The organism is Methylobacillus caricis, from assembly GCF_020532705.1.
GTDB classification, from domain to species: domain Bacteria; phylum Pseudomonadota; class Gammaproteobacteria; order Burkholderiales; family Methylophilaceae; genus Methylobacillus; species Methylobacillus caricis.
This window is the reverse complement of the sequence record NZ_JAJAVD010000004.1, coordinates 90,702-114,131: the sequence shown is the minus strand read 5'-3', so window position 1 is coordinate 114,131 and position 23,430 is coordinate 90,702. Positions and strand designations below refer to the sequence as shown.

Annotated in this window: 20 protein-coding genes; 6 read left to right on the top strand and 14 right to left on the bottom strand. The window is 54.0% G+C overall.

What is annotated here, in order from left to right:
- Positions 1–6: 6 nt before the first annotated feature.
- From LG200_RS10980 to LG200_RS10955, 6 genes are all read right to left on the bottom strand, one after another.
- Complete coding sequence (locus tag LG200_RS10980; protein ID WP_226757673.1) at positions 7–381, bottom strand: DoxX family protein; 375 nt, start codon at positions 379–381, stop codon at positions 7–9.
- A gap of 148 nt (positions 382–529) precedes the next feature.
- Positions 530–2,002, bottom strand: a complete 1,473-nt coding sequence (locus LG200_RS10975; protein WP_226757672.1) for a catalase — start codon at positions 2,000–2,002, stop codon at positions 530–532.
- 230 nt (positions 2,003–2,232) lie between these two features.
- A complete protein-coding gene (gene ppsR / locus LG200_RS10970; RefSeq protein WP_226757671.1) occupies positions 2,233–3,045 on the bottom strand; it encodes a posphoenolpyruvate synthetase regulatory kinase/phosphorylase PpsR in 813 nt (270 codons plus the stop codon).
- A gap of 23 nt (positions 3,046–3,068) precedes the next feature.
- Entirely contained in the window at positions 3,069–5,432 is a 2,364-nt protein-coding gene (gene ppsA, locus LG200_RS10965) for a phosphoenolpyruvate synthase (protein ID WP_226757670.1), read from the bottom strand.
- Positions 5,433–5,737: 305 nt separating this feature from the next.
- The gene (locus tag LG200_RS10960) at positions 5,738–6,292 is read right to left on the bottom strand and encodes a response regulator transcription factor (RefSeq protein ID WP_226757669.1); all 555 of its coding nucleotides are present in this window, start codon (positions 6,290–6,292) and stop codon (positions 5,738–5,740) included.
- Positions 6,289–7,596, bottom strand: coding sequence for an ATP-binding protein (locus LG200_RS10955; RefSeq protein WP_226757668.1), 1,308 nt, complete (start codon positions 7,594–7,596; stop codon positions 6,289–6,291). Before LG200_RS10955 ends, LG200_RS10960 begins: the two co-directional genes overlap by 4 nt.
- Before the next feature lie 148 nt (positions 7,597–7,744).
- Between LG200_RS10955 and LG200_RS10950 the strand changes: the two genes are divergently transcribed.
- Positions 7,745–8,065 carry a c-type cytochrome gene (locus LG200_RS10950; RefSeq protein WP_226757667.1) on the top strand — a complete coding sequence of 107 codons (321 nt, stop codon included), beginning with the start codon at positions 7,745–7,747 and terminating at the stop codon, positions 8,063–8,065.
- Positions 8,066–8,213: 148 nt separating this feature from the next.
- On the opposite strand, the gene LG200_RS10945 is transcribed toward LG200_RS10950, so the two are convergent.
- From LG200_RS10945 to LG200_RS10935, 3 genes are all read right to left on the bottom strand, one after another.
- Positions 8,214–9,404: a PepSY-associated TM helix domain-containing protein gene (locus tag LG200_RS10945; RefSeq protein ID WP_226757666.1), complete on the bottom strand. Its 1,191-nt coding sequence runs from the start codon at positions 9,402–9,404 to the stop codon at positions 8,214–8,216.
- Between the two features lie 20 nt (positions 9,405–9,424).
- Positions 9,425–11,470, bottom strand: a complete 2,046-nt coding sequence (locus tag LG200_RS10940) for a TonB-dependent receptor (protein WP_226757665.1) — start codon at positions 11,468–11,470, stop codon at positions 9,425–9,427.
- A 91-nt stretch (positions 11,471–11,561) separates the two neighbouring features.
- Positions 11,562–11,957, bottom strand: coding sequence for a DUF2946 domain-containing protein (locus LG200_RS10935; RefSeq protein WP_226757664.1), 396 nt, complete (start codon positions 11,955–11,957; stop codon positions 11,562–11,564).
- Between the two features lie 64 nt (positions 11,958–12,021).
- Between LG200_RS10935 and LG200_RS10930 the strand changes: the two genes are divergently transcribed.
- The 3 genes from LG200_RS10930 to LG200_RS10920 all read left to right on the top strand — a co-directional run bounded on the left by LG200_RS10930 (position 12,022) and on the right by LG200_RS10920 (position 15,972).
- The gene (locus tag LG200_RS10930; RefSeq protein WP_226757663.1) at positions 12,022–12,588 is read left to right on the top strand and encodes a hypothetical protein; all 567 of its coding nucleotides are present in this window, start codon (positions 12,022–12,024) and stop codon (positions 12,586–12,588) included.
- Between the two features lie 142 nt (positions 12,589–12,730).
- Positions 12,731–15,316 carry an ATP-dependent chaperone ClpB gene (clpB, locus tag LG200_RS10925; RefSeq protein ID WP_226757662.1) on the top strand — a complete coding sequence of 862 codons (2,586 nt, stop codon included), beginning with the start codon at positions 12,731–12,733 and terminating at the stop codon, positions 15,314–15,316.
- A 161-nt stretch (positions 15,317–15,477) separates the two neighbouring features.
- The gene (locus LG200_RS10920) at positions 15,478–15,972 is read left to right on the top strand and encodes a hypothetical protein (protein ID WP_226757661.1); all 495 of its coding nucleotides are present in this window, start codon (positions 15,478–15,480) and stop codon (positions 15,970–15,972) included.
- Between the two features lie 153 nt (positions 15,973–16,125).
- On the opposite strand, the gene LG200_RS10915 is transcribed toward LG200_RS10920, so the two are convergent.
- Positions 16,126–16,320, bottom strand: a complete 195-nt coding sequence (locus tag LG200_RS10915; RefSeq protein ID WP_226757660.1) for a DUF2274 domain-containing protein — start codon at positions 16,318–16,320, stop codon at positions 16,126–16,128.
- 387 nt (positions 16,321–16,707) lie between these two features.
- Positions 16,708–17,649, bottom strand: coding sequence for a quinone oxidoreductase family protein (locus tag LG200_RS10910; protein ID WP_226757659.1), 942 nt, complete (start codon positions 17,647–17,649; stop codon positions 16,708–16,710).
- 93 nt (positions 17,650–17,742) lie between these two features.
- Here LG200_RS10910 and LG200_RS10905 point away from each other — a divergent pair, with 93 nt between their 5' ends.
- Complete coding sequence (locus LG200_RS10905) at positions 17,743–18,192, top strand: MarR family winged helix-turn-helix transcriptional regulator (RefSeq protein WP_226757658.1); 450 nt, start codon at positions 17,743–17,745, stop codon at positions 18,190–18,192.
- 173 nt (positions 18,193–18,365) lie between these two features.
- On the opposite strand, the gene LG200_RS10900 is transcribed toward LG200_RS10905, so the two are convergent.
- Positions 18,366–19,949, bottom strand: a complete 1,584-nt coding sequence (locus LG200_RS10900) for an AI-2E family transporter (RefSeq protein ID WP_226757657.1) — start codon at positions 19,947–19,949, stop codon at positions 18,366–18,368.
- A gap of 117 nt (positions 19,950–20,066) precedes the next feature.
- Between LG200_RS10900 and LG200_RS10895 the strand changes: the two genes are divergently transcribed.
- On the top strand, positions 20,067–20,486 hold the full coding sequence (locus LG200_RS10895; protein WP_226757656.1) for a secondary thiamine-phosphate synthase enzyme YjbQ: 420 nt from the start codon (positions 20,067–20,069) through the stop codon (positions 20,484–20,486).
- A 75-nt stretch (positions 20,487–20,561) separates the two neighbouring features.
- Here the strand turns inward: LG200_RS10895 and LG200_RS10890 are convergent, their stop codons facing one another.
- Together LG200_RS10890 and gpmI are read right to left on the bottom strand one after the other, a co-directional pair.
- Positions 20,562–21,866, bottom strand: coding sequence for a murein hydrolase activator EnvC family protein (locus tag LG200_RS10890; RefSeq protein WP_226757655.1), 1,305 nt, complete (start codon positions 21,864–21,866; stop codon positions 20,562–20,564).
- A 1-nt stretch (position 21,867) separates the two neighbouring features.
- Positions 21,868–23,430, bottom strand: coding sequence for a 2,3-bisphosphoglycerate-independent phosphoglycerate mutase (gpmI, locus tag LG200_RS10885; protein WP_226757654.1), 1,563 nt, complete (start codon positions 23,428–23,430; stop codon positions 21,868–21,870).

The following is a 23,430-nucleotide window of genomic DNA, read 5'->3' as shown; positions in this document are numbered from 1 at the left end:
GGTTAATTAGCGGCCGGGCTTATCCACGGACAGGCCTTGAGTGCCGGTGCTGGCCAACATCAGGAATCCGCCTGCAATGGCAAGATCCTTGAGGAACAGGATGGTTTGCATCGAGTCATTGAGGTCAAAGTGAAACAGGAGGGCTGCTGCGATGCAAAAGACCGCAAGTAACCAGGACACCAATCGGGTCTGGAATCCCACGATAATTGCAATCCCGCCAAGAAGCTCGAGGGCTATGGTCGGCCATAGCAGGATGCCGGGAACGCCGACAGACTCCATATAACCCACCGTCCCTGCAGGATCAGCAATTTTGCCTGCCCCTGCAATTATGAAGATTACCGCAATAAGGATACGACCAATTAAGTGTGCATACTGATTCATTATCTTCTCCTGTTTTATATTGGTATGTTTGGGTCATGGCTGCCCATACCCAGACTCAACCTTAAAGCAATTTTTGCCGGAGTGCTATGTAGTTGATGCAAATGAAAAAGGGGCTTTCGCCCCTTGGTTGGACCATCAATCAGATGGCTCAGGCAACTCCAATCCTGGAAATAGCCTGGCGTACACCTTCTGCATAAGCAGGATCTACCTTTGCCAGTTGTGCCAGCATGCGCTCCTGAATTGAAGCGTTGGCCTGAGATAGCCCGCCTGCAATGTTGTTGAATAATTGCTGTTGCTGGCCTGGATTCATCAACCGGAAAAGATCACCGGGCTGGCTGTAGTAGTCCTCATCTGACTGATCGTGGTAGCCAATCCATGCATTTTCCAGCATCGGCATGGGAGGAGGCGCATATTGTGGAGTCGGACTGGGCGATGTCTGACTGTCATTAGGGTAGAAATTAGGTACGCTGGCAAGATCGCTGCTGGCGGCACCGTGACCAGTGACCGGGCAGCCACCTGCCATGGCCCCATCGCGTTGATAGTGATGCACGGGACAGCGGGAGGCGTTCACCGGCAACTGGTTGGCATTGACCCCAACACGATAACGGTGTGCATCCTGATAGGCCAGCAGGCGTGCCTGCAACATTTTGTCTGGCGAAGCCGCTATACCTGGAACGAGGTTGCTGGGGGCGAATGCTGATTGCTCGGTTTCAGCAAAATAATTGTCCACGTTACGATTCAGTTCCAGCTGGCCGATTTCAATCAATGGGTAATCCTTGTGCGGCCATATCTTGGTCAGGTCAAATGGGTTGATTTTGTATTGGCGTGCCTCGGCTTCGGTCATGATCTGCACTTTGACACTCCATGAAGGAAATTCGCCACGCTCGATAGCGGCTACCAGATCTTGCTGGGCACCATGGGCTGGAAGCTTTGCGGCTTCATCGCCAGTAATGGTTTTGATACCCTGATTGCTCTTGAAGTGCCACTTGACCCATACGCGCTGTCCCTGTTCATTCCAGAAGCTTAATGTATGCGAGCTGAAGCCGTGCATATGGCGGTAAGAGGCCGGGATGCCGCGGTCAGACATCAGGATGGTCATCTGGTGCAGTGATTGGGGATGGTTGGCCCAGAACTCGAATGCATTTGCCGGGTTGGGCAGGTTGGTGCGGGGATCCTTTTTTTGTGAGTGGATAAAATCCGGAAATTTGATCGGGTCATTCAAGAAAAAGACCGGGGTATTATTGCCGACCAGGTCAAAATTGCCTTGTTTAGTGTAAAACTTGATGGCAAAACCACGTGGGTCGCGCGCGAAGTCGCTGGAGTCCTGGCCCCCACCAACGGTGGAAAATCGCACAAATACCTCGGTTTTGTCACCTACATTCTGCAGGAAACTGGCGATCGTATGATTGCTCAGGCTCTTGGTCAGGGTGAACGTGCCATATGAACCGGTACCGCGCGCATGGACGACACGCTCGGGAATGCGTTCACGGTTAAAATGTGCAAGTTTCTCAAACAGATAATGGTTGTCGAAGGTAAGTGGACCTCGAGGACCTACACTGATGCTGTTGTCGTCGTCTGCAACGGGCGCGCCGGCAGATGTGGTTAATACGCGATTGCTCATGACTTTCTCCTTGCTGATGAGTGGTTTTTATTAATCTCTTAATCAACGACAGGATATTGATAGATGATCGTGATCAAGGACGTGTTCATCATAAGGGGCTTGTTTTAATAATAAAAATTGATTGTAATTATTTTAACGATAACTAAAACAAATGATAGTGAGGCAGTGCCAAAAGCAGAAAAGGGGCATAAGCCCCTTTAACCTCGTTTTATGTAAACCTGAGCCCAGGTTTAGTGGTTGGAGTTCACGCGTATTTTTTGCAGGATAATGGTAGAGAGTTCTTCAATGGAACGGCTGGTAGAATCAATCCAGCTGATTTTCTCACGATGCATCAGGTCTTCTGCCAAGCGGATTTCATGGCGGCAATTATCCAGTGACGCATAATGGCTGTCTGGACGACGCTCACTGCGAACGCTGTGCAAGCGTTCCGCATTGATGCTCAAGCCATAGAGCTTGTCCGGATGTTTTTTCAAGGCTTCAGGCAGGGTTCCACGCTCCAGGTCTTCTGGGATCAGCGGATAATTGGCGGCCTTGATACCGAACTGCATGGCCAGGTAAAGGCTGGTAGGAGTTTTGCCACAGCGCGAAACGCCGACCAGAATCACCTGGGCTTCGCTCAAGCCAAAGTCAGTCATGCCATCGTCGTGGTTGAGCGTGAAGTTGATGGCGTCAATGCGTTCGTAATAGCTATTGCCAAGCACGCTGTGCGCAATGCCTGAGGTGCGAGATGGCTGCTCCTGCAGCTCTTCTGCCAATGGGTCCACAAAGGAGCCGAATACGTCCAGATGCAAGGCATTGCTTTGCTTCAGCTTGTCGCGCAGGTCGGTATTGACCAGCGTCATGACTATGATGGGACGTACGCCATCAGTAGTTTCTGCCTCGGCAATACGTACCAGCGCCTCCTCCACTTTCTGTTCGGAGTCGGTGAATGGGAGCCTGATATGACGAAAGCTGACCGTAGGAAAATGCGCCAACAAGTGGCCGACGGATTCGGCGGTAATACCTGTACCGTCGGAGATAAAAAATACACTGCGTTTCTGCATTTACTTTCCAGTCAGCTGTGTGCTTATTTGCTGATACGTTGCCAGGTACTGATCACGGTATCCGGATTAAGGGAGATGGACTTGATGCCCTTGGAGACCAGCCATTCAGCAAAATCAGGATGATCGGAAGGGCCTTGGCCGCAAATGCCGACATACTTGTTCAAGCGGTTGGCAGTGCTGATAGCCATTTCCAGCAATACTTTCACCGCTGGATCCCGCTCGTCAAAGCCATCAGCCACCAGGCCGGAGTCACGGTCCATGCCGAGTGACAGCTGTGTCAGGTCGTTAGAGCCAATGGAGAAGCCGTCGAAATATTCGAGGAACTGCTCTGCCAGCAATGCATTGGACGGAATTTCGCACATCATGATCAGGCGCAGGCCTTTTTCACCGCGCTTGAGGCCATGCTTGGCAAGGATTTCCACTACCTTGCGTGCTTCATCCAGGGTGCGGACGAAAGGAATCATCAACTCAACGTTGGTCAGGCCCAATTGCTCGCGCACCTTGCGCATGGCAATGCATTCAAGCTCGAAGCAATCCTGGAAGTCTGGGGAAATATAGCGTGCAGCGCCACGGAAGCCCAGCATTGGGTTTTCTTCCTCTGGTTCATATATTTCGCCGCCAATCAGCTTGCGGTATTCATTGGACTTGAAGTCCGACATGCGTGCAATGACGGGTTTTGGCCAGAATGCAGAGCCGATAGTGGCAACACCTTCAGCCAGCTTGTCGATATAGAACTGGCGAGGGCTTTCGTAGCCACGGGCGCGGCGCTTGATTTCTTCTTGCAGGTCTGCGGGCACGTCGCCGATATTGAGGATAGCCTTGGGATGGATGCCTATCATGTTGTTGATGACAAACTCAAGGCGAGCCAGGCCCACACCTTCATTAGGAATCTGGGCAAAGCTGAACGCCATGTCAGGGTTGCCCACGTTCATCATGATTTTGACCGGTGATGGTGGCAGCTTCTTTTCTTCTTCCTGGGTTACGGTAAAGGGGATGGCGCCTTCATAGACATAACCGGTTTCGCCTTCAGCACAGGAGACGGTCACGACCTGGCCATCTTTCAGCAGATCGGTAGCGTTGACGCTACCGACAATGGCAGGAATGCCCAGCTCACGCGCAATGATCGCTGCGTGGCAGGTACGGCCGCCACGATTGGTGACAAGGGCAGAGGCACGCTTCATGACAGGTTCCCAGTTCGGGTCAGTCATGTCTGCCACCAGTACGTCACCTGGTTGCACCGTATTCATTTCTGAAGCGTGCTTGACCACACGAACCGGGCCAGAGCCTACTTTCTGGGTCACTGCACGGCCAGTCACGACAGCGGTGTTGCCCTCAGTCTTGATCTGGAATTTTTCAATGATGTTTCCGCTTTGCGACTTAACGGTTTCAGGACGGGCCTGCAGGATGTAAAGCTTGCCATCCACGCCGTCCTTGCCCCATTCCACGTCCATCGGACACTTGTAGTGCTGTTCGATGATGACGGCAAAACGGGCTAGTTCCAGAATTTCTTCATCTTGCAGGGAGTAGCGGGTACTGTCTTCCTTGCTGTTTTCCACGGTATGGGTGCTTTTGCCTGCAACATTGCTGTCACTGAACACCATTTTGATCAGCTTGGAACCCAGGCTGCGGCGTACGATAGCTGGGAATCCTTGTGCCAGCAAAGGCTTGTGCACGTAAAACTCATCAGGGTTGACTGCGCCCTGCACCACGGTCTCACCGAGGCCGTAGGAGGAGGTAATGAATACTACGTCACGGAAACCGGACTCGGTATCCATGGTGAACATCACGCCGGAGCTTCCCAGGTTACTGCGTACCATGCGCTGTACACCAGCGGATAGGGCGACGTCTGCATGGACAAAACCCTTGTGTACGCGGTAGGAGATAGCACGGTCATTGTAGAGAGAGGCAAACACTTCCTTGATCGCATGCAGGATGTTGTCCAGGCCGCGAATGTTCAGGAAGCTTTCCTGCTGGCCGGCAAATGAGGCATCAGGCAAGTCTTCTGCAGTGGCAGAGGAGCGTACGGCAAACGTGATGTCATCGCCAGAGTCAGCTGTCAGTGTCTTGTAGTGCTCCGCAATTGAATCTTGCAGCTCTTGTGGGAATGGAGTGTCGATAATCCAGTGACGGATTTTCTGGCCAGTTGCAGCCAGTGCATCAACGTCATCCACATTGAGGCTGTCGAGCTCAGCATTGATACGCTGATCCAGCCCGTCCTTTGCCAGGAACTGGCGATAGGCATCGGCAGTAGTGGCAAAGCCACCAGGCACTCGTACGCCCTTGGCGGTCAGTTGGCTGATCATTTCGCCCAAAGAGGCGTTCTTGCCACCAACTGCAGGCACATCGCTGATGCGCAGCTTGTCAAAGGCGATTACGTAATCCAACATGTTTACTCTCCATCAGTTACATGGCGCTTGGCGCACGTAAGTTTTTGTTCCAGTACCAATTCAGAAAGCATGAGCTATCGGGGGATTAATACTAAAAGGCTAAAGATTTTAAGGGGATGCAGATAAGAAAGCCGATATTTTGCCTTAATCTGGCCTTTTCTGTCACGTTCAACTGTTATCCGTTCAGCAAAAAAACTATGGGCGATATATTCTTCAGGGTGAATTAGATCACAATCTGGCCTTGAGAAGGGGCTGTGCTAGTCCAAATGGGCTAATAAAACCGGCCTGCTTGGCCAGCGTCGGCGCTATTTTTTTGCCGGATATTTATTGAGTTTGCGTTGCAGGGTGCGGCGATGCATATTCAGGCTGCGTGCAGTGGCAGAAATATTGCCCTCGTTTTCCTGTAGTACACGCTGGATATGCTCCCATTCGAGCCGGTTGACGGAGAGTGCATTGCTTGGCACCGGGGTATTGATATCCCCTTCGGTACGCTCAAATGCGGCCAATATCTGGTCGGCATCTGCCGGTTTTGCCAGATAGTGCGTGGCGCCCAGCTTGACCGCCTCTACCGCTGTGGCAATGCTGGCATATCCAGTGAGTACGACAATACGGGTCTGGCTGTCGATCTGGTTGAGGTGTTTGACCAGTGTGAGTCCCGAATCCCCTGGCATCTTGAGGTCTATGACTGCGTATTCGGGAGCTTCTTCCGCAGTCATGGCAATTGCATCGCTCACATTGTGTGCGACAGTGACATTGAAGCCACGTTTTTGCATGGCTTTTGCCAGTACCTGGGTAAACAGTTCGTCGTCATCTACCAATAGCAGGTCTGGATAGTCTTCACTGGCAAGGGCTGTATTCACTTGGTGATCTTCACTGCAAGGTTGGCGATGGGGATGCTGATGCTAGTCAAGGTACCTCGGGGCTCCAACGGGCCGAAGCGTATTTCCCCATTGAATTTTTCCAATACGGACTTTGCGAGAAATACGCCCAGTCCTAGACCTCCAGAGGCTTGTTTGGAGGTGATGAAGGGCTGTCCCATAGAGGCAAAAGTGGATGCATCAGGAAATTGTCCCCGGTCGTGGATTTCCAGCCATAGTGATTGTTCCTTGATGCTGGCAATGAGCTCAATACCTTCAGGTGAAGCATCAGCTGCATTGTTGATCAGATTGGTAATGGCTTGGCTTAATGCCAGGTCTCCTGTGATGTCAGGGGCTGGCTCTGGTAGACGTAGCTCCAGCCTGATAGGGGTAACCGGCCGCATGTCGCGCCAGCGCCGGACGATTTGCCTGATAAATTCATCCAGTGCTATCCGCGTGCTGGATTCAGATCGCATCATGCCAGCCGAGGCCGTGATGGAGGACAGTATCTGCTTGCATTGGTCTATCTGGTTGCGCAGGATTTTCAGTGAGTCTGCCAGGTTAGCGTCGCTGCTGTACTCCTTGGCCAGGTCCTGTGTAATCACAGCCATGGTAGATAGGGGCGTGCCGAGTTCATGGGCTGCGCCGGTAGCCAATGTCCCGAGCGATAGCATGCGTTCGCTTGCGAGCACTTTTTCTCGGGACTGTGCAAGTAACCTGTCGTATTCGCGCAGGTTGCGTCCCATGCGCTCGACAAAAAAAGCGATAACCATAGCGCTCACTACAAAGCCGCTCCACATGCCCAGCAAATGCAGGTTGAAGCCTTCATCCTGCAGGTGATAGGCAGTTGCTGCACCATGGGCATGCAGGTGCGCGCCAACAGTGATGGTGAGGGGCTGGTACCAGAACATCAGCAGGCTGTAGCAGCCGATGACCAACGCGGCAACCAGCCAGGTATGCTGCCAGGGCAAGGCCACGGCAGCTACTGCGAGCGGCAGTAGGTACATCCATACGAACGGATTGCTATAGCCCCCGGTGTTATAAAACAGCCATGTGAGCAATGCGATATCCAGCAGCAGTTGCGCCAGCAGTTCGGGTTCCAGTATGCGCGCCTTGCGCCACAAGCGTAGCCAACTTAACAAGTTGATACAGAGCATGAGGCTGATGGCGGTAGATATCTGTGCAATCGGCAGGGCAAAATGGAAGCTTTGCACTGCGACTATGCTGGCCAGCGCCAGTGCAAACATCATCACTACACGCAGCCAGAGCAGGCGCCGCAGATTGGTGATGGATGCTAGTGATGACATGCCTGCATTTTAACCCAATCCCATGTTGGCGACGCATGCGACAAAATGTCACGGCGGCAAAATGCCACATTCTTGAAATGCATGGCGCTCCTTAAAATCATGGTAGCCCGGATTGACGGGATACATAAGAACCGATCAAGGAGAAAGTATGCATGCTTTATCAAAGGCGCTATGCGCCTGCAGTATTTGCCTTATAACCATCCAGGCTGCCAGCGCTGCTGCCCCGGCAGAGGCGCTGGCGCAGAAGAGTGGCTGTCTGGCCTGCCATGGTGTGGAAAAGAAAATGATAGGGCCATCCTATAAAGATATTGCTGCCAAATACAAGGGCGACAAAGAGGCTGAAGCCAGGCTGATCAATAAAGTGAAGACTGGTGGCAGCGGTAGCTGGGGTGCAATGCCCATGCCGCCCAATGTGCATGTCAAGGATGAGGATATCAAGACGCTGGTGCAGTGGGTGCTGTCGCTGTAAGCCCATGGATGCTCGCTGTACCGGGCTGCGACAACATGTCGCATTCCTGCTGCAAAGTGAATTGATTAAGATGACCACATCCTGCTTTCAAGGATACCTCATCACAGTCTTGGTTATGGACTGCCTAGGGCTGAGACCTTGCTGGTTCTCAGCCCTTTTTTATTGATACCTGTACCCTGAGTTTTTTGTCATTGATGGTTCTGGCGGCGCGTTTTTTATGACGCCAGCGCAGGAAGCCTGTAATAAACAGAATCAGTGGCAGGAACCCGCTGACAAAGACAATCCAGCGCCCGACCAGCCCTAGTGCCTCGCCGTTGTGGAGGGGGTGCAGCCAGCTCATGATCTTGTCGCCGGCATTATCGGCAAAATGGTCGCGTATATTGGTTAATTCCCCGTCGTAATTGATCCAGACTATCGTCTTGGGGAACCTGCGCCCGGGCTCGCCCTGCTGGTATAGCCTGAACTGGTATTGGTCTTGGTCGCTGTCAGGCGTGTATATCCAGCGTAGCTCGCTACCAGGGAATTGCCGCAGGGCTGTTTGTGCCATCTGATCCAGGTTGACGCTGGCCTTGCGGGCAGGTTTTGCCCCCGCTGGTGGTGCCGGCATGCTGCCCATATGCTGCATGCCGGATTTCACGCCCAACATGTCCTCAAACCAGTCGGGGCGTTCCAGCATAATGCCTGTGACTGTCAGCATCAGCAGCAATATCAATCCATAAATGCCACTCAGCTTGTGCCAGTCGTAAATACGGCGGAATACATGCGAGTTGCGCCGATAGCTGAACGCTGAACGGAAGTTGCCGCTCTGCGGCCACCAGAGGTAAATGCCGGATAACAGCGAGATGAGAATGCCTATGCTGGCGATTGCCACCATGGTTTTGCCGGTAGCGTCCAGCAGCAACGTGTAATGCAGGTCGTAAATCCAGGTGCTGGCGAATGTGCCCCATAAACGGCTTGATGTGACGCTTAAGGTGGCAGGGTCCAGAGTAACGACCAGCGGGGCGAAATGGGATTCACGCGTTTCCCAGGGTTTCATGTAGCGCGCCATGACGGGGTCATCCTGCTGCATTGGGAGCTCAATGCGCCATCCGGCTGTCCTCTCAGGATAGCTGGCTTTGAGTTTGTCTAGTATGGCCTGCGGGGAAAGTTGGCTTTGACTTTGCGCGATTTGTACATGGTTGTTGAGCAGTCCGTCTATCTTGGTGTAAAACACCAGGAAGCTGCCGGTCAGGCCCAGCAACACAAACATTAGCCCTAGCGACAAGCCAAGGTAGAGATGCACCGCCAGCCATAGGCGGCGCATTTTCAAGTCAGGGGCAGGGGCTGCGGATGCTTCCAATGTGTGTGCTTCCTTGTTGCTTACAGGTCGAGGCGTACTGAGCCGTAGATTCCGCGCCCTTCGCCTGGCGAGTGCAGGGTTTGCCCATTGATTGAGTCCCAGTATGCATACTCATAATAACGGTCGGCCAGATTGCGTACCTGTAACTCCAGGCTGATATTCTTTTGTGCCTGCCAGACCGCACCCAGGTTCATGAGGAAGTAGCCGCCGAACTTGCCTTGCGCATTGGTCCGTTCAAGATAATAGTCACCCTGTCCATTGGCCCAGGCAGAGAGCTTGAGCGTGGGCAGTACGCGATAATCTGCCCCTAGGCCATAGAGTTGCCGCGGTACATGGTCGATTTCGTTGCCCTTGTTGCTAAGCTCGGTGTTGCCGGGTTTGAGGATTTCTGAGCGCTGCACAGAAAGATTCGCCCAGATATCAAGTTTGTCTGTAGGTCGCAGATTAGCCTGTACGTCTATACCTCGCCGCAATGTCTTGCCTATGTTTTCCGAGTCGTTATTGGCGCTGCCGAGTATGCGGCGCACTTCGTTGGTCGCCTCTTGCTCCCAGACGGCAATCCGCCCATCCACCCAGCTAGCCGGGGTGAGCTTGACGCCAAACTCCCAGCCGTCGTTGATAGACGGCCGGATGTCGGGAGCCAAAGGGTTGGTCTTGTAAGTGGCCGCGCCTACGCCCACCTGGAAACTGCGCCCCCAGTTGCCATAAACACTGTAGTGTTCTGAAGGTGTATAGACCGCACTGAGCTTGGGTTGCCGGATCGCTCCGTAGTCTTCGACATCGGCTTTGGCTCCAGTGCTGAGATTGGTAAAGTCGCCATAAATTTTATCTATCCGGTAAGCAGGGACTATTTTGAGGGTTTCCGTTGGACGAATGATGGCCTGTAGGTAGGTACCGTAAGTATTAAGCTCAAAACGTTGATCTCGCGTGATAGCCTGCCGTTCGCGCGCGATGGTAGTGTAGCGACGGCTTTCATTGTCCTGCCATTCGGCACTGAAACCGCTTTCCAGGGCAAAGCCATGCAGAAAGCTGACTTCTGGCCTCCACGTCAGGCTGGAAAGTGCGCCTGAGTGGTTTTCCTTGGAGAGGCGTTCCTGCTGGGATGTATCCAGTACGGAAAACCTGACCCACCGCTGGTCGTTCATGGTGTTGAGATAGGCCTTGTTTGACCAGAACAACTTATCGTTGATATTCCAGTCGAAGTGGAGGCTGAGCTGGTTCAGTTCGCGTTCGCCGCCATCGGTATTGTTGTGCGGCATGGACTGGCGCGGTTGGGCGCGGGATTGGGCATAGGTCAGGTAGCCAGCTTCCTGCGCATCCTGTTCATAGTGGCGTGCGATCAGGCCGGTGCGGAAACGGCCATCTGCCGAATCATAAAACCACTTGCCTGCGACTGAGCTTTTGCGCGAGTCCGAGTGGTCCCTATAGCCTTGATACTCTTGTACTGCCGCAAAGTAATTCTGGCTGAAGCCGTCCTTTTCTATACCCACCGCAGTTTGCAACTCACGTGTATTGAAACTGCCGTAGCTCGCGCGTGCCGTGGCATAGTTGCCGCCAATCTTCGTGACCACATTCGCATTGCCGGCGATATTGTGCAGCCCATAACGCGGGTCGTTGGTGCCGCGCACAACCTCGATCGCTTCGATGTCCAGCGGCATGATCATATCCAGGTAGGGCATGTTGCCGTCGTTGCTGTTGCTGGGAATGCCGTCTATCAAGAGCTTGACGGCATTGAGCTCCCTCTCGCCATTGAAGCCACGGAACGATATTTGCCCGCCAGTAGTTCCCATGCCGAATGCAGTAAGTTGTACTCCAGGTGCGCGTGAGAACAGTTGCCAGCTGTTTTGTACCGCTTGGTGCTCGATCGCATCTTTGCCGATAACATCGACCGAGGAAAGAATGCTGCGTGCAGGCAATGAAGATGCGCGGTTGCCAGTGACCACGATGCCGCCTACAGTCACTGTGGAATCACCATCAGTGCTCTTGGTGGTGACGTGGTCTGCATGGGCATGGCTGTTGAATGCAGCCATGATATATAGCGGTAATAGCTTGTAGCGATACTTCATTGAGTACTCCTGGATTTCTTTATCTATAAGACATGGCTTTCGGCACATGCGGCTGTGCCGCTTGATGGCGGGGGCCAAGTTTCAGGCGAAATCAGGAATTGGCCGGCGGAGCCCTGGGGTTGGAGGACGCCCATGCAAATAGCGGCTGCGGGGCATGATAGTAGAGTTCGGGCAGTTCGTAGGATAAGTTGCCTGAGAGCAGCTTGGGCGCATTGCCGATAATGAAGGCAGGCGTGTGTGCATGCATGCTGCAGTAAAGGCAATGCGCCATATCCATGGATTTTTCAGGCGATTTCTTCGCAGGCGCTGCCGTTTCCAGCGGCAAAGGCATATACTTGCTGCCCGAAGCTGAGCAGACCACCATCCATGCCTGGTGGTCGCCATGGGCTGCCAGCGCGTGAGAAACCGCAGGCGCCAATGCGCTGAAGAAAACAGCGATGCACGACAGCAGGGCGATCAGTCGACGCTTTTGCTTAAAAAGAATCATGCACGGATAATAGCAATAAATATTATTTCAATCACGCATCATGCTCTCAATAGTCAGAGAAAACATGAAACACCAGATTATTGGAATTATCGGGATTCTAATTGGCATATCTGTAGCATATGCCGGGACAGAAGTTGCCGGCGATGGCCAGGATGATGTCAAGCTGCGCCAGATGGCAGACCGCATTCCCAGCAATTGTCGTGTAGCCGCTACGCGAGACACCAATGGCCAGCCGGTATTCCTCTGGCAATATACATTCAGCGATGGTACGCGCGATCTTGTGATGGCAACCTCGCTGGAAGGCCGCCTGCAGGGGATACGCCGCGTGACTTATGGCGGCAGCCAGGCAGCCGGTTGCCATTTCCCCCTTCTTGCGATTGCCCGCGGCGGAAACTGGGGCTGGCACCTGGCCTGGATGCGCATGCGCAAGGGCTTGTTCTATGCCCGTATGGATGGCGAGGCCTGGGTGTCGTCTCCCCCCAAACGCATGACTACTGCTGATGTAACGCAGGTAGAGCTGCTGACTAATGATAGCCGTGTCTCACTGAGCTGGCTTGAGCTTGCCAATAATGTTTCCATGCCAAACCTGATGGTTTCTGATGATGATGGCCGCTCTTGGAGTAAGCGCTAGCGGATGGGACAGTATTGGCCTGTCATTTTGGATGGCTGGCGATACGTTGATTAGCCGGCAGGCAACTCTGCTGGCGGCCTTGAATTAAGAGAGAGCGCCCGCATCTTATGGTTAGTTAAATAATTCAAAGGAAGGCAATCCCATGCGTTTCGACAAACTGACAACCAAATTCCAACAAGCCATTGCCGATGCGCAAAGCATTGCGGTCGGCCACGACAATCCCAGCATAGAGCCTCAGCATCTTTTGCTTGCCTTGCTAAGCCAGGAGGACGGCGGTACTGCTTCCCTATTATCTCGTGCTGGTACCAACTTGGTACCGCTCAAGGCAGCATTGCAGCTTGCGGTTAACAACTTGCCGCAGGTGCAGGGAAATAGTGGTGAAATATCCATCTCACGCGATCTCAACAACCTGCTTAACGTCACGGACAAAAATGCACAAAAGCGTGGCGACGCCTATATTGCGAGCGAGATGTTCCTGCTTGCCCTGGCTGACGACAAGGGCGACACGGGCCGCTTGCTTAAAACCCATGGTTTGACCAAACAGGCGCTTGAGCAGGCAGTCAGTGCCGTACGTGGCAGCGATCCAGTGAATAGCCAGGAAGCTGAAGGCAACCGCGAGGCCCTGAAGAAGTTCACAGTCGACCTGACCGAGCGCGCGCGTTCCGGCAAGCTGGATCCCGTGATAGGCCGCGACGATGAAATCCGCCGTACCATCCAGGTGCTGCAACGCCGCACCAAGAACAATCCGGTATTAATCGGCGAGCCCGGTGTAGGCAAGACCGCGATTGTGGAAGGCCTGGCCCAGCGCATCGTCAATGGCGAGGTGCCGGAAACCCTCAAGAACAAGCGCGTGCTGGTGCTGGATATGGCAAGCCTGCTGGCAGGCGCCAAATATCGCGGCGAGTTTGAGGAGCGCCTGCAGTCGGTATTGAAGGAACTGGCGCAGGATGAGGGACAGACTATCGTCTTCATCGATGAAATCCATACCATGGTCGGAGCCGGCAAGGCGGAAGGCGCCATGGATGCCGGCAACATGCTCAAGCCTGCCCTTGCCCGCGGTGAATTGCATTGTGTCGGCGCGACCACCTTGGACGAGTACCGCAAGTACATCGAGAAAGATGCTGCATTGGAGCGCCGCTTCCAGAAGGTGCTGGTGGACGAACCCAGCGTGGAGGCCACCATCGCCATCCTGCGCGGCCTGCAGGAAAAGTACGAGGTGCACCATGGCGTCGAGATTACCGATCCGGCGATAGTGGCTGCAGCCGAGCTTAGCCATCGCTACATCACCGACCGTTTCTTGCCGGACAAGGCGATTGACCTGATAGACGAAGCGGCATCCCGCATCAAGATGGAAATTGACTCCAAACCGGAAGAACTGGACAAGCTTGAGCGCCGGTTGATCCAACTCAAGATCGAGCGCGAGGCTGTGCGCCGCGAAAAAGATGAAGCCTCGCAGAAGCGGTTCGGCCTGATCGAGGAAGAGATCAGCCGCCTGGAGAAAGAATATGCCGACCTGGAGGAAATCTGGAAGGCGGAAAAAGCCCAGGTGCAGGGCAGCCAGCATCTCAAGGAGGAAATCGAGAAGGTCAAGCTCCAGATAGAGGAAGCTACCCGCAAGGGTGAGTGGCAAAAAGTTTCCGAGCTGCAGTATGGAAAGTTGCCACAGCTGGAAAACGAGCTGAAGCAGGCCGCCAGTGCGGAAGAAAAGGGTGCGCAGAAGCAGAACCGCTTGCTGCGCACCCAGGTTGGCGCAGAAGAGATTGCCGAGGTGGTCTCCCGTGCGACTGGCATCCCGGTTTCCAAGATGCTGCAGGGTGAGCGTGACAAGCTGCTGCATATGGAGGACAAGCTGCACGAACGCGTCGTGGGGCAGGATGAGGCCGTACGTTTGGTGAGCGATGCCATTCGCCGTTCCCGTTCTGGCTTGTCTGATCCCAACAGGCCTTATGGATCATTCCTGTTCCTGGGCCCTACCGGCGTAGGCAAGACCGAGTTGACCAAGGCACTGGCGGGCTTCTTGTTTGATTCAGAAGATCACCTGATCCGCATAGACATGAGCGAATTCATGGAGAAGCATTCCGTGGCTCGCCTGATCGGCGCTCCACCGGGCTATGTTGGCTACGAAGAAGGGGGGTACCTGACGGAAGCTGTGCGGCGCAAGCCATATTCAGTGATATTGCTGGACGAAGTGGAAAAAGCGCATCCCGATGTGTTCAACGTATTGCTGCAGGTACTGGATGATGGTCGCTTGACCGATGGCCAGGGCCGGACTGTGGACTTCAAGAATACTGTCATCATCATGACTTCAAACCTGGGGTCGCAGATGATACAGAATATGGCAGGGGATGATTACCAGGTAGTGAAGCTGGCGGTCATGGGCGAAGTGAAGGCCAACTTCAGGCCGGAGTTTGTGAACCGGATTGATGAAGTCGTGGTATTCCACTCCTTGGGCGAGTCACACGTAAAATCCATTGCGGGCATTCAGTTGCAAAGCCTGGCTAAGCGACTGGCGGCAATGGATATGCAGCTTGAGGTTTCGGATGCTGCCCTGGGTGAAATTGCCAATGCCGGGTTTGATCCGGTTTATGGCGCGCGCCCTCTAAAGCGTGCTATCCAGTCCGAGATCGAGAATCCCCTGGCGAAGGAAATCCTCAACGGTACTTTTGCAGCCAAGGATACGGTGCATGTGGATTTCAAGGGTAGCCGCATGGTGTTTTCCAAGGCTTGACCAGGCAACAAGGCCGGATACAGGCGTATGCCTGTATCCGGTATTTTTAAATATTTTCAGCGCTGCATGGAAAAACCGGGAATTTGCTGTTGAAGTTAGCGGTCATAGCCTTAAGCCCGTTTGGCTATAGTTTTGATCTGGCACATGGCCAGGAGGATAAGATGAAAGTAAGCACAGCAATAGCTCTCGGCAGCCTGATACTGTTATCGGGTTGTGCAACTACTCAACAGCAACGAGAGCCGCAGATTCAGCGCATATCGCCAGCGGAGCTTGAAAAGCTCATGCCACAACCTACTCCTTATATTACTTATGACGAGTTGGTACGCCTGTCCAAGGCTGGCAGCACCCCGGACGATATTATTGCCAAAATCAAGGAAAGCAATTCGCGCTACGACCTCTCGCCGTCCAAGGCCGTGGAACTCAGCAAGCAAGGAGTCAGCAGCAAGGTGCTGGATTATATCTATACCACACGTGAGCAGGCATTGCGGGATGGCTTTGCCGAAGAGCTGAACAAGCGTGAGAAGGAAAAGCTGATAGAACAGGAAAAATTGCGCCGTGATTATCAATGGCGCTACCGCAATTATGACCCCTTCTGGGGACCAGGATTCGGCCCATATTGGGGGCGAGGGTACTACGGGCCGCGTTGGGGCTGGTAGTCATAAAAAATTACGTTTATCAAGCGTTCTCGTAAGGTAGGCGGGTTACCTGAAGCCTATAATGAGACAAGTATTTGGGTAATTTCGCTAGCCCTTCGGACAGTACCACTCAAGGAGGCTAGGACCCACATAAGAGCGGCGCCACTGTGGTCTCTAGCGTATCCGAGCGGGCATTCGCCGCTCCCCGTTGAGACGCTGACGGCGTTTTCCCGGTCTGAATCCTTTATCTCGTGCGATAAACGTTTTCAGCATGTGCTGGATCAACCTTACCACCTCAGCCGCCTCGCCGTAGTTCTGTGCATGCAACGTGAAGTATCCTGCCGCCACCAGCGCCAACATTAGGTTCATGTGAGGCCACTTCTTCCGCGACAAGAGGTTCCGCGTCCACAGTGCGAAGAACGCGCGCGACCTGCCAGCCTGGCCTTCGCATAGCCGCGGATCGCTCCAGGCCACTTCGGCCAGGATACCGTCGCCCACTTCGGCGGACTGCGCAAACCTCATGTCGTAGAGGTCGTCGTGCAACCCCTTAGTCTGCTGCGACAATGGCACCTCTTACAGCAGGATATCAATCTCCGACTCGCCTTGCTGGCATTGCGCCGGCAAGGCGATGAAACGCAGTAATGTGATGTCATCCATGGGGCAAAGGCGTGCGCCAAATTTCGAGCAGATCAATAGCCGCGGCCAACAGCGGGATCAGCCCGCAGGACGCGATTATGGAGGACAGAGGACGGGTCGTCATGGCGTGAAAACGATGCGCTCGCTCGCGTGGGCTGCCTCGGCCCACGCCTGCTCCACATTGCGCAGTGGCATGGCCTTCACGTCGATGCGGAACGTGCCACGCACGATCTCTTTCGCCAGCGCTGGCAACTCCATGAGAATCTCGCGACCCGACACCGAGCCGTGCCCGCTGCCCACGATCTGGAGATTCGCGGAGCGCAAGAAGGCGCCGGGGATGGCCGCGACTTCACCTGCCATCGAGCCGACGTGTATCCAGGTGAGCGGCAGGCTGCGATCTGCCCGCTGCTTGAGCATGGCCTCCATGGTTTTCACTGCGGTCTCGCCCCAGACGAAATCGAGCACGACATCCACGTCGCGCGTGAGGGCACCCAACCGGGCATCCCCCAGCGTCACGATCTCAGAGGCGCCAAGCGCGGGCAGTTTCGTGAGCTTGCGCTCGTCGCGACCCGCGGCGATGACCTGCGATGCGCCCAGGTGCCGGGCGATCTGCACGGCCATGCTTCCTGAGCTTCCGGTGGCACCGAGGATGAGCACCTTCTGCCCGCTCTGAAACGGCACGCGGCAACGCAGCGCGAGCCAGGACGCCATCGCGGGATTCATCGCGCCCGCGACCGTCACCGGGTCGCTGTCGCTCGGCAGTTCGATGCTGTGGTCGAGTTCGATCACCGTCCTGTCGGCCATCGTGCCGATCTGCCCGGGACCCTGCACGAAGTAGCGCAACCTGCCGTCGGTACCGCGCCCGACGCCATCGATACCGGGGACGAGCGGCAGCCCCCCGCTGCTGGAGTAATGAACGCCTGAAGCCTGGCCGCGAGTGACGTGATGCAGGCCGGCCGCGAGCACTTCGACGAGCATTTCATCGGGCCCTTTTGACACAGGATCGGCGAAGTTGCCGTAGTGCGGCGGTTGGTCGAACGAGGTGATGACGGCAGCTTTCAAGGGGGTTCTCCTTCAAGGGATATATGATTAATAAGGTTCGCAATACGATCTATTATTGATGCGTATTACGAACTATGTCAAGATGGAGCCACTATGAAAAAGCAAATATCCATGAAGCAAGCCTCCGTGTCCGATGAAGGATTGGCCGATGCACTTGTGACGACTGCCTTTGTCACGATGGCCGTGATCAACAAGATTGGCGCCGAGAATGACTTGTCCCTCTCGCTGATCCGCGTCTTGGGAATCCTGTGGGATCGACGCCCTCGAATGGCCGAACTCGCTGGCTACCTCGGGTTAGAGAAGCAGACGATGTCGGGGCTTATCGCCCGAGCAGAAAAGAGAGGGCTGGTAGCGCGTGCGCCGAACGAAGAGGATGGAAGGGCGACAGACGTTTTTCTCACGAGCGATGGGGCCAAGCTCGTCAAGCGGCTGCGTGTCCAGGGGCAACAGGCACTGGCGCCGATCATCGAACAGCTCAGCGCGCCAGATCAGCAGCTTCTTCAGGAGTTGCTTCAGCGCATGCTCGAAATTCGGAAGGGTTGAAGATCAGATGTTGCTGCATTGCGTGCTGCCTGGAGGCGCATAGCATCAATCATTCCGATGCGGCTATGGATGCCAGCGCAGCCTGCCGGCAAGGCGGCAGGAGGGCCGCCGAAAGCGTCTTCTTGTTCATGTGACTGCTTTAGGTACATGAGTGGCATCACTGTTTGCATGACCTATCTTTCAAGATCACGTGTTGCGGCTCGCCAGCGCAACTTCTCGGAATAGCGGTGGCGCGCCTGCAAGCGGGTGTCTTTCAGTATGATTTCCATAGTCTCCCCCAGAATCCTGATGACTCCCAAGATAGGGATGACCAGCATTAGGCCGGCTACGCCAGCAATTGCCTCGCCGATCAGGAACATCATGATAGTGAGCAAGGGGTGTATGCGCAGGCTGCGTCCGACAATGGCTGGCAGGAAAAAAAAGTCATCCAGCATTCGGATCAGGATGAACAGCGCAGCCAAGCTATAGATCACGCCTATATTGCCGGGCATGTCGGTGGATGCCACCAGTGCCACAATGGCGAAGCCCAGCAACGGGCCAAGATAGGGGATCCAGCACAAGACTGCCACAATCAGTCCCAGTATCAACGGGGATGAAATGCCCAGGGCCCATAAGCCAAGCGTGGTGAGTATGGTATCAATCAGGGTTATTTTCATGAGCCCGACAAAATAGAGCCTGGCAGTCTGGTCTACCGCATGGATCAAATACAAGGTTTTTTCAAAAAAGGCATTAGGGACCGCAGCTCCCAGCATTTTTCTCAGATGGGCGCCGTCCTTGAGCATGAAGAAAGTGATGATTGGGGTGAGCAGCAGTGAAGGCAGCCATGTTGCAAGGGCGGTCAGGACCTTGCCCAGGTATTTATCAGAAAAATGCTCGGAAAAGTCAGTGAAACGCTGGTAGATATTGCTGCCAAAATGGGCTGATTGCAGAAAACTGAACTGCTCTTGCAGGCTGCCCAATACCTGTTCAGCCAGGGACGCCCCACCTGAGGAGTAGTGGATGAATCCTGCCTGCCAGGATGCCGCGTTCGACACTACAAGCGGATACACCAGCAAAAGCACGAGTATGGTGAATACCAGAAAAGCGCCACTCAGTATGATGGCAGCCAGATGACGACTGGTACCAGCCAATACCAGCTTTTTTTCCAGTGGTGCCAGGAGATAGTAAAGAATGAGGGCCAGCAGGAAAGGCACTACCAGCCATAATATCTTTTTGAAAATCAGCAATAGCAGGCAGGTTGAGGCGATGATCCCAGCCCATGCCACCGGGCCGGGTCCGCTGTTCACATTGGCCAGTAGTGGGGGAGCTGCGACCTTGTCTTCTGCTTCCGGATACTGGGTACGCCTCAGACTGCAGTGCTGGGTAATGGTGGACGCAATTTGAGGGTAGGTATGCAATAAATGCAGGAAGTCCTCCCTGAATAATACGGCAATGACACAATTTTCCAGTGCCCTTACTTGGGATGACCTGGGCACGTTTTCCAGCAGGGCACGCTCACCAAAGAACTGGCCTGCTTCAAGCGTGGAGAGAATTTGACCTTCCACAGATACACGTACCTTGCCGGATAGAATGAAGTAAATGGCCTGTCCTTCTTCATCCTGGTCAAAGATGATCTCGTCACGCACATATGTCCGCTGATGCAGGAGGTTGTTCAGGGTATCCAGTTCATGCCGGTTAAGGCCTGAGAACAACGGCACCTCACTGAGTACTGCCAAATACTGCGGTGTAATGGAATGGCGGAAACGGCTTAAAAGCATGATATGTTCTGGGTTGGTGATTGTCTCGACCAATTCTATCCGTAGCCTCGCTAATCGCAAGCTTTTCCTGAGCCGGTATACTGTAAGGGCAATGTTTTCTACAGTTCAGGAGCGACCATGCAGCAGCAACATCACCAGATCATCCAGAAAACCCATGGACGTCGTCTTTATGACATTACCCCGCCTATTACGCGTTGGGTGGCAGACTCTGAAATTAATAGCGGCTTGCTGACGCTTTATATCCAGCATACTTCTGCCAGCTTATTGATCAATGAAAATTATGACTCAGATGTGTTGGTGGATATGGAAAGTTTTTTTGCCAGATTGGTACCGGATGGTGATCCCTTGTTCATCCATACGGCAGAAGGCCCTGATGACATGCCTGCCCATGTACGGTCTGCCTTGACGCAAACCAGCCTTTCCATCCCGGTGACTGGAGGCAAGGTTGCGTTGGGGGCATGGCAGGGGATTTTTCTTTATGAGCATCGCAGCATGGCTCATACACGCAAGGTGCTGTTGCATCTGCTGGGGGAGTAGTTGACTGCCGCTGTTTGATTGCAACTTTATTCAGGGAAGTCTGAGTGCTTTTATGGGTGTTGCAGTAGCGGAGATTTATTTCACCACGCTCCAGCTCAGCGGGTCAAATGGCTTGCTCTGGTAACGTAATTCAAAATAGACGCCATGCTGCTCGTTGCCGCCACTGTTGCCTACAGCGGCGACAGTGTCCCCGCCCTTGACGTTCTCGCCTGCTTGTTTCAATAAGGCCTGGTTGTTTCCATACAGGCTCATGTAACCACTGCCATGGTCGATGATCATCAGGTTACCAAAGCCGCGTAGCCAATCGGCAAAAACGACCTGTCCGCTGGCCACGGCTTTGACGTCGCTGCCTTCATTAGCCTTGATAAACAGGCCTTTCCATGAAATTCCCGTATCTTCCCGGCTGCTGCCGAAGCGGTTGGTGATTTCTCCCCGCACTGGCAGGTTCAGCTTGCCTTTGAGCGAGGCAAAGCTGGTGCCGTCAAATGCGTTGCTGGGTAAAGTGTCGTTGCGCCCGACCGAGGTGGAGGGTTTGCGCGTATTTTTGGGAGGCATGCCAGTGGATTTGTCAGCTTGTTGCTCCTTGGCCTGACGTGCCGCTTCCCGTTCGGCTTTCTCACGGGCTGCTTTTTCGCGCGCGGCCTGTTCTCTGGCGGCTTTTGCCAGACGTTCCATCAATTGCGTCAGTCTTTGTTCATCGCGCTTGAGTTTGTCTATTTCATTGCGTTGGGCGCTGATCTTGCTGGATAGTTGCTTGACTAGTTTATCGCGCTCAGTCTTTTGATGTTGCAGTTCTTGCCGTTCCTTTTCCTGCTGATCCTTCAGCGAGTCCAGTCTTTCCAGTGTTTGGCTGGTTTCGGCATTCAGCAATTCCAGCTTGGATATATTGCTTTGCACCGAAGCAATCAGTTGATTGCGCGCGCGTGAAACATAGCGGTAGTAATGCAATTGTCGTGCGGCAGAGTTGGGGTCCTGTTGCTGGAGGAATACTTGTACCTGGCTGGGCTGGCCTTTGAGATACTGTTGATAAAACTGCTGGCTTAACAGTTTTTGCTGTTGTCCAAGCTCGGTTTCATGAGCAGATCTTTGCTGCTCCAGTGCCTGCAATTTTTCATTGCTTTCACGTTGTTGCTGATTGAGGTCATTTAGCTTGCGGTTGGCCTCACTGATAGCCTTTTCACTTTTTTTTAAGCCATCTGCGGCTTCGGCATGTGCCTCTTTGGAGCTATCCAGTTCTTTTTTCAAGGACTCCAGACGCTGGTGGATTTCATCCAGGGCTTCCTTGGGTTTTTCCACCGGTTTGTCGGTTTTGGCCGCCAAGGCGTTTTGCTGGGCTGCCAGGGAGGCAGCCAGCAAGAGGATTCGCCAGCTGTTGCGCATATTACTTTTCAGGCGTTTCCGTAAAGCTTACCAATGACTTGCCGGTCATTTCCTGAGGCTGCGGCAAGCCCATCATTGCCAGCAATGATGGTGCCAGGTCACACAGGGAGCCAGTACCCGGAACGGCGAGGGAAGCAGCTCTACCGACAAATACCAGTGGTACCAGATTGGTGGTGTGCTGAGTATGCGGCTGGTTGTTTTCGTAGTCCCGCATCATTTCCACATTGCCGTGGTCTGCGGTAATGATCATCTGGCCGCCTATGCTCTCCATGGCCTTGACGATGCGGTTTATGCAGGTATCTATGGTCTCCACCGCCTTGATTGAGGCATCGATGTCGCCAGAGTGCCCTACCATGTCGCAGTTGGCATAATTGCAGATGATGGCATCGTATTTCCCGCTGAGAATGGCGGCTTCCAGCTTGTCTGTCAGCTCAAATGCGCTCATTTCCGGCTGCAGGTCGTAGGTGGCGACCTTGGGGGAGGGCACCAGTATCCGGTCCTCGCCTGCAAATACCTGCTCCTCGCCGCCATTGAAGAAGAATGTGACGTGGGGGTATTTCTCGGTTTCGGCAATCCTTAACTGGGTCAGGCCCTGATTGGCAACATATTCGCCAAAGGTGTTGCGGATTTCAACAGGCGCAAAAATCGGCTTGGCACGGGTTTCGGCCTTGTCATAGAGTGTCAGCGTATAAAAACCTGCAAGTTGCGGCTGGCGCCGGCGGTTGAAGCCTTCAAAGTCAGGATCCAGCAAGGCATGTGTGAGTTGTCGTGCGCGGTCTGAGCGGAAATTGACGAAAATAATCACATCTCCATCTTCCATTTTAACCGGTGCGCTGCCAGGCGCAACGATAGCTGTCGCCTTGACGAATTCATCTTTTTCCTCACGGGCATAGGCAGCTTCAAGACCGGCAATTGCGCTACTGGCAGTGAATTCTCCCTCCCCATCGGTAATCAGGTTGTAGGCAGCTTCCACACGTGGCCAGCGCTTATCGCGGTCCATTGCATAAAAGCGGCCGCAGATGGATACCACCTTGCCGCCACCAATGCGAGCACACGCATCTTCCAGTTTGTGTAGGTAAGGCTTGGCGCTGATGGGAGGAGTGTCGCGACCATCAAGGAATGCATGCACGTAGACTTTTTCCACGCCGGATCTCACGGCCATCTCGATGGTGGCGTGGATATGATCCTGGTGGCTGTGTACGCCGCCGTCCGATACCAGTCCCAGGATATGCACCGCTTTGCCGTTTGCCTTTGCCTTGCCTACCGCTTCAAGCAGTACCGGGTTCTGGAAATACTCCCCGGAAGTAATCGAGCGATTAATGCGCTCGAAGTCCTGGAACACTACCCTGCCGGCACCGATGTTGAGATGGCCGACCTCAGAGTTTCCCATCTGGCCGTTAGGCAAGCCGACAAAGGTTTCTGAGGCATTGATCAGTGTGTGTGGATAGTCATGCCACAACCTGTCCCAGTTTGGAGTGTTTGCCAGGGCAATCGCGTTGTCTTGAGAGTCTTCGCGATAGCCGAAACCATCGAGTATCACGAGTAAGGCAGGTGTTACTTTCAT

Coding starts and splice junctions, on each gene's coding strand:
- LG200_RS10980 (WP_226757673.1), bottom strand. CDS start 381: ATGAATCAGTATGCACACTTAATTGGTCGTATCCTTATTGCGGTAATC.
- LG200_RS10975 (WP_226757672.1), bottom strand. CDS start 2,002: ATGAGCAATCGCGTATTAACCACATCTGCCGGCGCGCCCGTTGCAGAC.
- ppsR (WP_226757671.1), bottom strand. CDS start 3,045: ATGCAGAAACGCAGTGTATTTTTTATCTCCGACGGTACAGGTATTACC.
- ppsA (WP_226757670.1), bottom strand. CDS start 5,432: ATGTTGGATTACGTAATCGCCTTTGACAAGCTGCGCATCAGCGATGTG.
- LG200_RS10955 (WP_226757668.1), bottom strand. CDS start 7,596: ATGTCATCACTAGCATCCATCACCAATCTGCGGCGCCTGCTCTGGCTG.
- LG200_RS10950 (WP_226757667.1), top strand. CDS start 7,745: ATGCATGCTTTATCAAAGGCGCTATGCGCCTGCAGTATTTGCCTTATA.
- LG200_RS10940 (WP_226757665.1), bottom strand. CDS start 11,470: ATGAAGTATCGCTACAAGCTATTACCGCTATATATCATGGCTGCATTC.
- LG200_RS10935 (WP_226757664.1), bottom strand. CDS start 11,957: ATGATTCTTTTTAAGCAAAAGCGTCGACTGATCGCCCTGCTGTCGTGC.
- LG200_RS10930 (WP_226757663.1), top strand. CDS start 12,022: ATGAAACACCAGATTATTGGAATTATCGGGATTCTAATTGGCATATCT.
- clpB (WP_226757662.1), top strand. CDS start 12,731: ATGCGTTTCGACAAACTGACAACCAAATTCCAACAAGCCATTGCCGAT.
- LG200_RS10920 (WP_226757661.1), top strand. CDS start 15,478: ATGAAAGTAAGCACAGCAATAGCTCTCGGCAGCCTGATACTGTTATCG.
- LG200_RS10915 (WP_226757660.1), bottom strand. CDS start 16,320: ATGAACCTAATGTTGGCGCTGGTGGCGGCAGGATACTTCACGTTGCAT.
- LG200_RS10905 (WP_226757658.1), top strand. CDS start 17,743: ATGAAAAAGCAAATATCCATGAAGCAAGCCTCCGTGTCCGATGAAGGA.
- LG200_RS10900 (WP_226757657.1), bottom strand. CDS start 19,949: ATGCTTTTAAGCCGTTTCCGCCATTCCATTACACCGCAGTATTTGGCA.
- LG200_RS10895 (WP_226757656.1), top strand. CDS start 20,067: ATGCAGCAGCAACATCACCAGATCATCCAGAAAACCCATGGACGTCGT.
- LG200_RS10890 (WP_226757655.1), bottom strand. CDS start 21,866: ATGCGCAACAGCTGGCGAATCCTCTTGCTGGCTGCCTCCCTGGCAGCC.
- gpmI (WP_226757654.1), bottom strand. CDS start 23,430: ATGAAAGTAACACCTGCCTTACTCGTGATACTCGATGGTTTCGGCTAT.